The sequence below is a fragment of the Desulfovibrio sp. Huiquan2017 genome (assembly GCF_017351175.1).
Lineage (GTDB): Bacteria > Desulfobacterota > Desulfovibrionia > Desulfovibrionales > Desulfovibrionaceae > Pseudodesulfovibrio.
Window position 1 is genome coordinate 1 of sequence record NZ_JAFMPN010000001.1, and the last position, 13,262, is coordinate 13,262.

Annotated in this window: 12 protein-coding genes; 2 read left to right on the forward strand and 10 right to left on the reverse strand. The window is 62.2% G+C overall.

The features are described from left to right. Positions 1 to 171 precede the first annotated feature (171 nt). The 7 genes from J0909_RS00005 to cutA form a co-directional block, all read right to left on the reverse strand. Positions 172 to 822 (reverse strand): histidinol phosphate phosphatase domain-containing protein, encoded by a 651-nt coding sequence (locus tag J0909_RS00005; RefSeq protein WP_207259552.1) that lies wholly within the window; start codon positions 820 to 822, stop codon positions 172 to 174. Positions 823 to 829: 7 nt separating this feature from the next. Continuing rightward, entirely contained in the window at positions 830 to 1,324 is a 495-nt protein-coding gene (locus J0909_RS00010) for a bifunctional nuclease family protein (protein WP_207259553.1), read from the reverse strand. Next, positions 1,318 to 2,664, reverse strand: coding sequence for a tRNA (N6-isopentenyl adenosine(37)-C2)-methylthiotransferase MiaB (gene miaB, locus J0909_RS00015; RefSeq protein WP_207259554.1), 1,347 nt, complete (start codon positions 2,662 to 2,664; stop codon positions 1,318 to 1,320). Before miaB ends, J0909_RS00010 begins: the two co-directional genes overlap by 7 nt. Before the next feature lie 72 nt (positions 2,665 to 2,736). Next, positions 2,737 to 3,324: an adenylyl-sulfate kinase gene (locus J0909_RS00020; protein ID WP_207259555.1), complete on the reverse strand. Its 588-nt coding sequence runs from the start codon at positions 3,322 to 3,324 to the stop codon at positions 2,737 to 2,739. Positions 3,325 to 3,326: 2 nt separating this feature from the next. Beyond that, positions 3,327 to 4,409, reverse strand: a complete 1,083-nt coding sequence (locus J0909_RS00025) for a phosphotransferase family protein (RefSeq protein WP_207259556.1) — start codon at positions 4,407 to 4,409, stop codon at positions 3,327 to 3,329. Positions 4,410 to 4,439: 30 nt separating this feature from the next. Further along, the gene (locus J0909_RS00030) at positions 4,440 to 5,375 is read right to left on the reverse strand and encodes a carbohydrate kinase family protein (RefSeq protein WP_207259557.1); all 936 of its coding nucleotides are present in this window, start codon (positions 5,373 to 5,375) and stop codon (positions 4,440 to 4,442) included. Positions 5,376 to 5,465: 90 nt separating this feature from the next. Beyond that, positions 5,466 to 5,780, reverse strand: coding sequence for a divalent-cation tolerance protein CutA (gene cutA, locus J0909_RS00035; protein ID WP_207259558.1), 315 nt, complete (start codon positions 5,778 to 5,780; stop codon positions 5,466 to 5,468). Positions 5,781 to 5,900: 120 nt separating this feature from the next. Here cutA and nth point away from each other — a divergent pair, with 120 nt between their 5' ends. Together nth and tgt are read left to right on the forward strand one after the other, a co-directional pair. Then, positions 5,901 to 6,539: an endonuclease III gene (gene nth / locus J0909_RS00040; RefSeq protein ID WP_207259559.1), complete on the forward strand. Its 639-nt coding sequence runs from the start codon at positions 5,901 to 5,903 to the stop codon at positions 6,537 to 6,539. Further along, positions 6,536 to 7,654, forward strand: coding sequence for a tRNA guanosine(34) transglycosylase Tgt (tgt, locus tag J0909_RS00045; protein WP_207259560.1), 1,119 nt, complete (start codon positions 6,536 to 6,538; stop codon positions 7,652 to 7,654). The genes nth and tgt overlap by 4 nt, the downstream gene beginning before the upstream one ends. 6 nt (positions 7,655 to 7,660) lie before the next feature. Here tgt and J0909_RS00050 read toward each other — a convergent pair whose 3' ends face one another. The 3 genes from J0909_RS00050 to J0909_RS00060 all read right to left on the reverse strand — a co-directional run bounded on the left by J0909_RS00050 (position 7,661) and on the right by J0909_RS00060 (position 13,194). Continuing rightward, complete coding sequence (locus J0909_RS00050) at positions 7,661 to 9,049, reverse strand: YhjD/YihY/BrkB family envelope integrity protein (RefSeq protein WP_207259561.1); 1,389 nt, start codon at positions 9,047 to 9,049, stop codon at positions 7,661 to 7,663. A gap of 85 nt (positions 9,050 to 9,134) precedes the next feature. Beyond that, positions 9,135 to 12,287, reverse strand: coding sequence for an AsmA family protein (locus tag J0909_RS00055; RefSeq protein WP_207259562.1), 3,153 nt, complete (start codon positions 12,285 to 12,287; stop codon positions 9,135 to 9,137). Continuing rightward, entirely contained in the window at positions 12,280 to 13,194 is a 915-nt protein-coding gene (locus tag J0909_RS00060) for a damage-control phosphatase ARMT1 family protein (RefSeq protein ID WP_207259563.1), read from the reverse strand. Before J0909_RS00060 ends, J0909_RS00055 begins: the two co-directional genes overlap by 8 nt. Positions 13,195 to 13,262 lie beyond the last annotated feature (68 nt).

The window sequence follows — 13,262 nt, forward strand, 5'->3', positions numbered from 1 at the left end:
CAGGATGGAGTTGTCGGGCAGAAAGTTCATGGTTGCACCTTTGTCGGGTCTATGGGCCATGCGGCCCGCTTCATGCGAAAAAAAGCCGGGCCTCAAGCAAGCCACGGCTTTCCTGTATTTCTTTACGTGTCTACGCCTTCTTGGTCACGACCATGCGACGATCGGGAAACATCATTTCATGCATCGCTGGACGATCTCCCACGCATTGGCCTCGGTTTGCCGGTACTCGTCCGGGGTCAACCCTGCGCCCAGGGCGATGGTCCGCCGCAGATCCTCGCCGATGAGATCGCGCGGAGCGTGCGCGTCGTTATCAACCACGAGCCTCGCCCCGTGCTTGCGGGCCATGGCGGCCACATGTCCGTTGGTGTAGCTGTGACCGCCGCGCGTGGTTATTTCCAGGGCCACGCCCTTTTCCACGGCAAGCCGGACCTCCTCGTCGGTGATCAGGCCGGGATGGGCCAGAATGTCCACGCCCGCCTCGATGGCCGCCAGATTGGTGCCGGGGGCCACGGGCTCCACCGGGGTCTCGCCATGCATGACCACCACTTGCGCCCCACTCTCTCGCGCGGCCCGGACCATTTCGCCGATAAGCGCGGGTGGCACGTGGGTCAGCTCCACCCCGGCCAGGACATTGATGTCGAAGAAATGGCCATGCTTCCGGACGAAACGCAAGACGTTCTCCAGGGTGTGGTACATGGTCGCCTCGTCCGCATGGTCGGTCATACACAGGGCCTTGTAGCCCATGACCTCGGCCCGACGGACGAGTTCGGCGGGAATAAGTTCCCCGTCGCTGAAAACGGTGTGGGTATGCAGATCAATCATGAAGGGCCTACATCTTGTATTTGATGTCGTCTTCGGAGAGCTTGTCCAGCTCCTCCTGCCATTTCTCGGCGTCCTCTGTCTTGATGACCGCCTCGGGGTGTTCCGGAAACGCCCCGCCAGCCTCGTCCAGGACGGTTTCGCCCGCCAGGATGGGACATTCGGCGCGCACGGCCAGGGCAATGGCGTCCGACGGGCGGCTGTCGATACGCAGGGTCTCGTTTCCCGTGTCCACGACGATCTCGGCGAAAAAGGTCCCGTCCTCGATATCGGTAATCTCCACGCGAGCGACGGCGCCGCCCAAGACGCGGATGGCGTTGAGCAGGAGGTCGTGAGTCATGGGTCGGGGAAACGGCACCTTGTTGATGGCCATGGAGATGGACATGGCTTCCATGGCCCCGATCCAGATGGGCAGGACCCGGGTCTCTTCCTCGTCCTTGAGGACGATGATCGGGGACTTGCCCGCCTCGTCCACGGCCAATCCGAAAATCTCGACCTTTACCACGGCTCGCCCGTCCTCTCTCCCACGAGGGAGTGTTTCTTGGCTTCCCTGATCCGCACCGGAACCATCATGCCAACCATGTCGCCGCGCTCAACCATGGAGACGTTGACGATACGTCCAGCCGGGTCGCGCCCCTTCCATGAGAGGACGTCCCCCTCCTGCATGCGGCTTAACCCTTCGATGAACGCATCGGTTTGCGCGCCCACCAAATTCTTTAGACATTTTCTAGTAATATTATTTTGCAGAGTCTGCAAGCGCAGCAGCCGATCCGCCGCTTCTTCGGCCGTGACCTTGGGCTCCATGTTCACGGCCGCCACGCCCGGGCGGTCGGAATACTTGAAGGAAAAGCTGGATTCGAAGCCGACCCGCTCGACCATCTCCAAAGTCTGAAGGAAGTCCTCCTCCGTCTCGCCGGGGAAGCCGACAATGAGGTCCGTGGTCAGGGAGATGTCCGGCCTGGCCGCCCTCAGTCCGTCCACGATGGAGAGATAGCGCTTCATGTCATACTTGCGGCGCATGGCCTTGAGTACCCGATCCGACCCGGCCTGCATGGGCAGATGCAACGAGGGACACAAATTTTCCAGCTCTCCGAAGGCTCGGACGACCTCCTCGGCGATGTCTTTGGGGTGGGACGTCGTGAAGCGCAGCCGGTCCAGGCCGGGGATGGCCGCCACCGAACGCAGAAGCCCGGCGAAGCTGACGCCCGTCCCGCCCTTGTCCAGGCCGAAGCTGTTGACGTTTTGCCCGAGCAGGGTGATCTCGCGCACGCCGCTTTCCACCAGCCCCCGGCACTCGTCCAGGATGGCGTCGGGGGTACGGGATTTCTGGCGGCCGCGCGTATAGGGCACGATACAGTAGGCGCAAAAATTGTCGCACCCCTGCATGATGTTGACGAATGCCTGCCGGGTGCCGTCCTGGGCGGCCGGGGCCTCGGGCTGCTCGCGCTCCTCGTACAGGGTCACGAAATCAAGCAGGGCCACGCGGTCGTCCCGACCCGAGGCGATACGCTCCAGGGCGTTGGGCGCCCCGGCGATGCCGTCCGAACCGAAGACCAGACGAACAAAGGGGAAGCGCTCGAAAAAGCCCCGGCCCACCTGCTGGGCCACGCAACCGCCCACGGCGGCGAAGACATTTTCATCCCGCCGGAGATGCGCGGCCACCCGGCCCAGTTCGCTGTAGACCTTCTGTTCCGGTTTGTCGCGTACGCTGCACGTGTTCAGAATGTAGACCTGGGCCTCGTCTTCGCCCGCCTGCTCCCAGCCCCTGCTTTCCAGGGCACGGGTCAGCCATTGCGAATCGTGGACGTTCATCTGGCACCCGAAGGTGGTGATATGGAATTTCATATGTATGTATCCGGCCTCGGGGACCGTTTCGTTTCGGTTCAGGCCGACACATCGGCGTGGTTATGAGGGCAGTTAAACACTGGCGAGCCAAGTGTCCAGAAAGTGCAAGGTTTTTCTCAAGGTCTCCGGCTTGGCCAAGGCGGTGTTGTCGATGACGAATTCGGCCCCGGGATCCTTCTCGAAAGGAACGTCAACTCCGATGACCTCGCCCAACCCATCGAAATCGCGGCCTGTTTTCTTACGCTCCAAGGCCTTGCAATAGAGCCCCGCCATGATTTTTCCCTCGGGCCGCCCGGCCTCGCGGGCCATGGCCGTCTCCAGGTCGCAACGGACGAATATCTCGGCGAACCGGGAGATAAGCGAACGCGCATACCGGCGCATGGATACCTGGTAGGCCGCCCCGTCCAGAATCACGTTGCGTCCCGCCCGCGTCAACCGGGCCGCTTCCTCGGCAAACAACCGGTAAGCCGTTTCGCGCTCCTCCCGGGTGTATCGGGGCTCGGGAAAATAGACTTTCCTCCGCTCGTCCATCTGGAGCAGTTCCACATCCACGCCCCGGGCCCGAAGCGAGTCGCGCAGGCCGTACGCCAGGGCGGACTTGCCGCACCCAGGCAGGCCCACAACCCAGACCGCCCAGCCGTCGCCATCTTGCCCGGTCATGCCTACTCCAAATAGCGGTTGACGTGCCGCCAGTCGAAGACGTCGTCCTCAAGGACGTTGGCCACGAAGTTGAACAGACGGCGGCGTACCGGCGCCGGGTGGTCCGGATACCACTCGGGCGAGGCAATGACCAGCCCGCGAAAGACGCAAAATGGGGCCAGGACCTCCAGGACCTCGCCGTCCCCGGTGCGGTCCAGGTACTCTCCGAAATAAGCCAGATACAACTCCTTGAAGGGGCCGCCCAGCTTCTCGCGGTCGTACAGGGACCAGAGCAGGTAGTTGATCGCCATGGAAGCCAGGTCGCCGCCCGGTTCGCCCCACTCGCCCCGGCTGCGATCGAGCACCGAGAAATCACCGTCCTCGGTAACGAGCACATTCCAGGGGTGGAAATCGCCGTGCACCGCGCTCAACCGATGAGCGTAGCCCTTGAGTTTCCAGCGCCAATCGATGAGCCGTTTTTCCAGGGCCCGAAAGCGGTCTTCCCCGAAGAAGGCGTAATCCCTGGGGAAGGCCTCATCCACCAGCCCGAGGATGCACTCGCTGGCCCCGAGCAGGTTGCGGATGCGCCGGGCGTACAGGTGCGAATCGTCGAGCTTGTCCGCGTGCACCCGGGCCAGCCAGCGGGCGAACTCGCGAGCCGTGTCCAGGTCGCCGTCGCGCAGGCCGTGCGCGCGGATCCGTTCCAGGTCCAGAAAATAATCGTGCCCGGGAAGCTTTGCGTTGACGATGAAGAACTCCTTGGGGGCCTCCATCGGAACGAGTTCGTCCGCATCGTTCACATAGCCGAGGCCGAGCGGCCGGACGTGGCGTTCCATGCGGGCGGAAGTCTCGTACTGGAACATGAGGATGGCTGCCCGGTCCCAGTAGAACTGGTGACCATACTTGTCGCCTTTCATGACCGAGAACACAGCCTCCCGGACCTCGCCGCCCGCCTCGAAGCGAACCAGAAGGGGTTTGCCGTAGCCGAACCCCTTCATGCCCTGGGCGTCGAGGCTGCCGATGTCTCCGGCCCCGAGGAGCCGGACGTCGTCGCCATGGACGCGCCGCAGATACTGTTCAATGGCACGGACTTCGAGTTCGATCATGTCGCCCTCCCCGGCCTGTTTGGCCGACGGCTACGTCAGCGGCCCGAAGACCGATTCATAGCGCTCGGTGAACTCCTCCAAAGTGAAGGAGTGTTCCTGGGTGCCCTTGAACTCCACCGCGTAGGTGGCGCAGGTGGCGCCCAATTTGCAAGCTTCGGCCACGGGTTTGCCCAAGGCCAGCCCCTTGAGCAGTCCGGCACGGAAGGCGTCGCCCGCCCCGGTGGGGTCGAGCACTTCTCTGGCCGGAACCATGCCCACGGAGATCTCCCCATCGCCGCTGCTGACGACGGAGCCCTTCTCCCCGAGAGTGGTAATCAGATACTCCACGCGCTCCACGATATCCGCCTTGGACAGGCCGGTGGACTTCATGACCATCTCCAACTCGTAGTCGTTGACGATCAGAATCTTCGCACCGTCGAGGGCCTCTTTCAGCCTGTCTCCGCCCAGGGCGGGAATCTGCTGGCCGGGATCAAAGATGTACGGGACGCCGTGCTCGCGATAATATCTCGGATGATCCACCATGTCGTTGATATTGCCGGGCGCGACGAGGCCGATGGCCTCGGCCGGGTCAATGCGGCTCATATCGTACTGCGAAGGGTATTTCATAGCCCCGGGGTTGAACCCGTTGATCTGGTTGTCCGACATGTCCGTGGTAATGTAACACCCGGCGGTGAACTCCTGCTCGATGGTCCGGATGCCGTCCACGGCAATGCCGTAGTGTTGCAGCCGCTCGTCATAGGGGCCGAAGTCCTTGCCCACCTGGCTCAGGATGGTCGATTTCTCGCCCAACAGGGAAAGGTTGTAGGCAATGTTGCCCGCAGTGCCGCCGAACCGCTCCACCAGCCCGTCCACCAAAAAGGAAACGTTAAGGATATGGATCTTGTCCGGCAGAATATGATTGGAAAACTTGTCGGGGAAAGTCATGATGCGGTCGAAGGCAAGGGAACCGGAAATATAAATCTGCATGAGCACTCCTTGGAAGCGGATTTGGTCAACGGGAACCTACTTGCATGATCCCGATGCTGTCAACGATCCCCTTGCGGAGCGTGCTTACTACTACTTCGTTTCATTCCCGATCCACTCCAGGAAGTCTTGGTTGCCGCCGGTAATGGGCAACGCGACCACGCACGGCACTTCGTAGCCGTGGGCCGCCTTCACCGCCCCGGTCAATTCGTCCACCAGGTCGGTGCGCGTCTTGGCGATGAGCACCACTTCCTCGGCCCGCTCCACCTTGCCACGCCACCAATAGAGCGAACGCATGCCGGGCAGGATATTCACGCAGGCGGCCAAGCGCGTTTCCACGAGCATCCTCCCGATGGTCTCGGCCTCCCCGGCGTCCGCGCAAGTCATGTAGATGAATGATTCGGACATGGTTGCCTCCATTCGTCCTGATGATACATGGTTCGCCGACGGACGCAAGCGGGGGCCGCCGCCTTTGACGCTTGAGCCGCACGGCCACAGGTGTTAACAAGCCTCCGACACGGAGGACACATGAACAAGAAAGAACGCGCAGCCGAAATTTTCGACCGCCTCTCCAAGCGGTACCCATCTCCTCAACCGGCCCTGACCTACACCACTCCCTGGGAACTGCTGGTGGCCACGGCCCTGTCCGCCCAGTGCACGGACGAGCGGGTGAATATGGTCACCCCGGCCTTCTTCGAACGCTGGCCCGCCATCCGGGACGCGGCCGAGGCCGATGTGACCGAGATCGAAGAGGTCGTCCGCTCCACGGGATTCTTCCGCAACAAGGCCAAAAACATCAAGGCCGCGGCCCGACGGATCATGGACGAGTATAACGGCGAAGTCCCCCGGACCATGGCCGAACTGGTCACCCTGGGCGGCGTGGCCCGCAAAACGGCGAGCATCGTCCTGGCCAACGCCTTCGGCGTGAACGAAGGCATCGCCGTGGACACTCATGTAAAACGGCTGGCCTTCCGCATGGGACTGACCACCAAGACCGACCCCATACAGATTGAAAAGGACCTCATGCCGCTCTTCCCGCGCGAACACTGGGGCGACGTCAACCATATCCTTGTTTTCTTTGGCCGTGAGGTATGCCCGGCCCGCAAGCCCCATTGCGACGCCTGCGAACTGGCCGACATCTGTCCGAAAAAGGGGGTCGCACAATGACCAAACCCGGAGATTTCGTCCTTCACGCCACGGACAACCTGGCCCGGCGCGGCACCCTGACCACGGCCCACGGCGACATCCAGACGCCCATCTTCATGCCCGTGGGCACCCAAGGCACGGTCAAGAGCCTGACCCCGCGCGACCTTGAGGAGATGGAGGCCCAGATCATCCTGGGCAACACCTACCACCTGTACCTCCGGCCCGGCGACGAGTTGGTGGCCCGACGCGGCGGCCTGCACAAATTCGCGGGCTGGAAACGCCCCATCCTGACCGACTCCGGCGGTTTCCAGGTCTTCAGCCTGGAGGGCATCCGCAAACTGACCGAAGAAGGCGTGGAATTCCGCTCCTATATTGATGGATCAAAGCACTTTTTCTCGCCGGAAAAAGCCATAGACATTCAGAAGAACCTCGGCTCGGACATCATGATGGTGCTCGACGAATGCGTGGGGTACGGCAACGACCGGGCCTACACCGAGAAATCCCTGGAGATGACCACCCGCTGGGCCCGACGATGCCGCGAGCATTACCCGAAAGGCAGCGGCGACCAAATCATGTTCGGCATCGTTCAGGGCGGGTTCCACAAGGATCTGCGCGAGCGCAGCCTCGAACAGCTCAGGGAAATAGATTTCGAAGGTTTCGCCATCGGCGGCCTGTCCGTGGGCGAATCCACCGAGGAGATGTACGACATCCTCCATCACATCGCGCCCAAACTGCCCCGCGACAAACCGCGCTACCTCATGGGCGTGGGTACACCCCTGGACATCCTCGAAGGAGTCTCGGCGGGCGTGGACATGTTCGACTGCGTGCTGCCCTCGCGCAACGCCCGCAACGGGACCCTGTTTACCTCCATGGGCAAGGTCAACATCAAGCGTGCCGAGTACGCCGAGGACGATTCACCCCTGGATCCCAACTGCGGCTGCTACACCTGCCGCAACTTCACCAAGGCATATCTGCGGCATCTGTACATGGCCAAGGAGCTGCTCTCCTACCGGCTGAACACCTACCACAACCTCTATTTCTATCTCGACCTGATGAAACAGATCAGACAGGCCGTGGAAACGGGAACCTTCCGCGAATTGAAGACGAAATACGAGACGGCCTACGGCCAGAAGTAAGCGGAATCAAACGCGTTGCGGGCAACGGCCCGATTCATCTTCCGGCACGATGCTGAAGACGGCCCCGGGGTACTCCTCGGCGCATTGCAGCAGGGTCAGGTTAGCCTCGCTTTCGGCCGTGGCCTGGCCCAGGCTGCCCAAAATACGGTCCAGAAAGCCGTATTTCTCGTCGAACTCGGCAAAAACCCGCCGCTCCCCTTCCATGTTGACGGCCCGGATGACATCGAGCACGCGCACGTCGCTCAGATCGCGCGCCGGGGCGTAGACCTCGCAGCCCGTCATCTCGGCCGGGATCGTATAACCTGCGCGCTGCAATACGCGAAACAGGTCCGAGACCAGCGATGCCGGGGCCATGAGGCCGTCGGAGATCTCTTCCACGGACGGCAGGGCCGCGCCCTCGTGGAACCGCTTGGCCAGAACGACCATCATCAGCACCGCGATCTTCTGCCGCTCGTAGGGCGAGGCCGTACCGAAGTAGCGTTGCTTGACGAAGGAATTGATATTCTGCCAGGCGTGGCTGACCTGGGCCCCGAGCAGGACGATGACCCAGCTCAGGTAAATCCAGACCAGAAGCAGGGGCAACTGGGCGAAGCTGCCGTAGATGGCGTTGTACTTGACCGCCCCGATTTGCCAATTGATGTACAGCCATTGGGCCATCTGCCACAGGACGCCGCCGACCACGCCGCCGATGACCGCGGCCCGGATGCGCACCCTGGTATTGGGAATGAAGGCGTACATCATGGAAAAGGCCATGATGATTAAAAAGTACGGCACGGTCTTGAGAAACACCGACTCCAAGTAGCCGATGGCCTTGAGGCTCATGACCGTGGTGATGATCTCCTGGTTTTGCAGGCTGACGTTGAAGCTCGAAGCCACGAACAGGAAAATGGGCCCGAAGAGGATGACCGGGAAAAAATCCGTGACCCGACGCCAGGGCGACCGCCCCTTGTCCACGCTCCAGATGACGTTGAAGGCCTTTTCGATGGTCCCCACCAGGGAAAGGACGGTGAAAAGCAGTGTAACCACGCCCACCCAACCCAGAGCCTGCACATTGGTCCGGTCGATGTACTCGATGATCTTGTCCGCCACCTCGGGCTGCCCCGTGGTCAGATGGAGGATCAGGTCGCGCATCCTGTCGGTGTTCTGAAAGCCGAATCCCTTGGAGATGGAAAAGGCCACGGCCAAAAACGGCACGATGGACAGGATCGTGGTGAAAGTCAGAGCCGCAGCGCGGATGATGACCTGGTCTTTCACGAAGCTGAAGCAGATCAAATAGATCAGGCGGCAAGCGCCCCGCCAGAGACGCACGATATACGGCGTCCCGGCGGTATTGCGCTCCCAGATGCCCTCGAAAAATTGCCGTTTCAACTGCATGATCTTCCTGACCAGACTCATAGCCGCTCCACGTGCATGATTGAAGTTCCGCCTTGCTGCCGCATACACTCATTACGACCGCGCAGGCAAGCCGGCCGTCTTTCCATCAAAACAGATCCCGCAGGAATTCGAACGATTTCTTGGGCAGGCTGAGGATGTTCAGGACCGTATCGTTGAGGATGCGTCCAGTGGGCACCTCCACTTTGGGGTCGCTCAATTTGCCCGTCAGACGCACTGTCACGCTTGGCACGGCCACGAAGTCGTTGCGTACCGACAGATTGATGGTATTGGCGGGCAGGCTGAAATTGCCTTCGCCGTAGGATTGAAGCATGGGCGGAGCCTCCAGCCGAAAATTATTGAGCGTGAATACGCCCTTTTCCACTGTGGCCTCGGTGGCCGCCCGGCGAAAGACGGTGCGTCCGTCGGTCTTGCGCTGCCGGTCTTCGCCGATCTGCGAGCTCCGCCCCTGGTTGACGGGCTTGGACGGCAGGTCCCAGCCGGTGAACTTGAAAGATCCATCGGTGATCCGCACTGAAGCCGTGCCGTTCAAGTTGGCCAGGATGTTGTCGTCGGTCCGGCCCACGCTGTTCAGGTCCGCCTTGATGTCCGTTGCGCCGCGCAGATATTCGCGCTTGGCCATTTCCCGCATGAACGGGCCGGCCTGCATATTGTCCACATCCAGAATCAGATGCAGGGCCAGGGCGGCGTCTCCCGCCTGGCCCCCCAGGTCCGCCTTAAGGTTCCCGCCGTAGAGTTTGCCCTGAACCTTGGCCAGGTGCAGGATGCCCTCGTTGGCCCGGATGTAACCTTCCAAGGACTCGCTGCGGATGCGCGCCAGGGTGAATTCCTGAAAAAAGACCTTGCCGTTGAGCTTGAGACCACGAAGAAATCCGAGCGGCAGATCCGCAGGCGCGGCCTCGGGCTCGCGGCCCTCGCGGATGTCGTTCAGGCTCCGGGCCGGGGGAGGCGGAAGGTAACGGTCCAGGTTGAAAGCCCCGGCGGCCAGGGAAAAGGCCAATAGGGGATCGGCATACCCTGTGCCGACCACGTGCCCCTTGACCGGCGTGCCATCCAGCTCGCCGTTCAGGTCGCTCAGGGTGAATCCGCTCCGGTCGGCCTTGAATTTCGCCGCAAGCGAGGCCTTGCGCAGGGCCGCGCCGTCCCGGGTGCGGAGACTCTTGCCGGTCAGGAGATACACGATCCGTTTGGGATCGGCCTCGGTCACGGCCAGGTTGCCTTCCACATGCCGCTCCCGAGCGGGACCCGCCAAACGGGCATCAGCCGTAAGTGTGGCCCCCAGGGCCTGGAACATACCGTCCGAAAGCGACACGAAGTCGTCCGCCGAGTCGAAGGCCACGGTACCGCCGAAGGCCAGCCTGCGGGCTTCCTGGGGCAGACGAGGCGAAGTCAGATACCCATTGACCACCATGTCCCGGCTCCGGGCGCGCAGTTCGTCGATGCCCGAAGAGAGCCCCCCCTCGACCGTAACGTTCAGGGATTCCAACTCGCCGCCGGTGCGCAACTTGAGAGCGGCCGAAAGGCGGCTGTTCCAGAACCCCTTGGCGACGTTGCCGTCGGGACGGACTTTCACTTCCAGATCGGCCTTGGCGTAGTCTAGGGAAAGAGGGGCTTCCTCGCCCCGCCGGAATGTCGCCCCGCCCCGGCCCAGGGAGAGCCGGGCCAGCCCGCCGAGATGTTGCAAAAGATAAATGGAACGGGCCTCGGGCGGGCAGGCCATCCGGGGAACCGAGGCTTCCAGATGGATCGAGCCACGGCCGCCCACGTTCAACGGATCCCGTTGCAGGAACGCGAAGCCCTGCCGTTGTGACTCGGCATCCACCGCCGCGTTCAGGGCCAGGGTCGGCTGCCCTTTCTTGTCCATACCGATAACCACGTTCATGGTCCCGCCCAGGGAGGCCAGTCCCTCGCGGATGGCGCCGGCATCGAAGGTCATGCCCTGGTCCGTGGCGGCCACCTTTATGCGGATGTCCGAGACCAGGGTGTCGAGAACCTTGAAGCCGTCCGCCCGAATCGTGCCGCCGCCCCGGAATGCCCGGAAGAACGGCAGGCTGAAATCGTCCCAGATAAACGGAGTGCCGGTGCGGAACAAGGGCAGGTAGCGGTCCAGGTCGATGGTGTCCGCATGCAGATCGAAATCGAAGACCGGGCGGCTCCACCCCGTAAAGCCGCACTGGCCGCGCACGGTGATGTCGTCCAGGGTCAGGGCCAGATTTTCCAAGCGCACCCCTTGCTCGGTGACGTGCACGAAGGAGGCCACCGCGCCGCTGCGCAGACCGTCCACGTCCTTGATGGGCATGCCCGGAGCATATTGGGCGATGAGGTCGCGCGGCACATAGGGGCGAACAGTGATATGTCCCTGGAAATCCCACCCCTTGTCCAAATCCCCGCTGGTCACATTGCCTTCGGCGCGCAGGCCGAACAGACTGGCTTCGAAATTATCGAAGGTCACGACCCGGTTGTCCCAATCCAGATTCACGGCGGCGATGAACTCCCCCCGGGCGGCGTTCCTGGGCAGGAAATCGCCGTAAACCTTGGCCTGGACCGTGGTCTGGGAAAAAACGGGCGGCGTGCCGTCATCCCTCACCCGGATCATGCCCTTGAGGATCAGATCCGCCCTGAGGCCTTGGTCGGCCCACGAAAATCCGCTGCTCAGAGAAAACGGCACATCCTCGTCCAAAGAGACGGTCCCGGTATTGATGTCGATACCGGAAAGGCGATACTCGGTGGATCCCATCTCGTCGCGAAAGAGGATATCGGCGTTCGCGATCTCCACGCTGTCCACGGCAATGGTCCAGTCGCCCAGGGTCATTCCCTGGCCGTCTTCGTCGCCATGCTCCACCAGGGATTGCCAATTGAAGACGCCTTTCTTGTTGCGGACCACGACGCCGTCCAGGCCGTTCAGTTCCAGGAATTCCACCTCCACGTGCCGGGAGAAAAGCGGAATGATGCGCACGCTGATACCGATGTCCTCGAACCGGGCCGCGGGGATATCGCCGAAGCCCGGGGCCTCGCCAATACTTAAATCCTCAACGGTCAGAGCCAGTCGCGGCCAGATCGCGATATCCAAATCGCCATTCAGGATCACGGGCCGGGCCAGGACAGCTTCAAGGGTCTCGGTGAACCGGGCGCGGAATTCACCGGTGTCGATGTAGTAGGAAGCCCAAAGCAGAAGCCCCGTGCAGCCCAGGACGAGAGCTACCAGACTCTCGACCAGGATGCGCGGCAGCCGCCTAAGCATGATCCGCCCCGCCATCACGCTCCGGGCCGTCATGGAGCGATCGCTCGCGAACGCTCAGGCACAGGGCGCTCGCCCCGAATCGTAGGCCGGTCTTGCGGGCGATGCGCGGGCATTTGACCTTGAAGGCGCAGAACACGCCGGGCCAGACCCCATCCAGGGCCTCGAAGTTGCCCTGCCCCTTACTCAGGATGACGTCGCTTGCGCGCATGCGCTCGATAAACGAGGGGGTGCAGCGGCTCAAGACCGTGCCGGGGGTGTCCACGCCGGATTCCACAACAGGACACAACGCGGTCATGCCCACGGCCACGGCGTCGTCCATGGTGGCGTCGTTGAGCACGGGTCGGGAGCGGACGGCATAGGTCACTTCGCAGCCAAGTCTGGTCAACTCGCGGACCAACAAGGTGTCCAAGACGATCTCGCCGGTATTGTCGCCCAGGATAAGCACGGACGCACCGGGCTCCACACGCTTGCGGAAGGCGTTCAGAACCTCGGGGGACACCGATTCGGCCACGTGGGCCAGCTCCTTCTCCAGATCGAAATCCAACTCCACGCCCCGGTCGATGTAGTTGCCGATGATGGCCAGCTCCAGGGCAAGGCTCAGGGGATCGCCCGAAGACCGCCGGGCTTCCACACGTTCCTCAAGGGACGGCAGCAACCCGAGAACAAAAGCGTTGGCGGCCCGCTTGTCCTCCGCATATAGATCGGTGCAACCGGAGATATCGCGGACCAGTTCGGCCAGACGGCGGGCGATGGCAGGCGGCGGCTCGTCCATGTCCAGCTGGGGAAGAAGCGCCTCCCACCGGGCCACGATTTCTTCGCGTAATGCGGGGTCGTTCGGACAGGCGATTCTCGCCTCCCTGATCGCCATCCGCTTGAAGCAGGGCATGCATTCGAGGGCAGTATCCATGGAGCCATCCGTCTTTGAAGGGAAATCAGAAAAACATGGGCGTTATGGCCAACCATAACTCCATGACT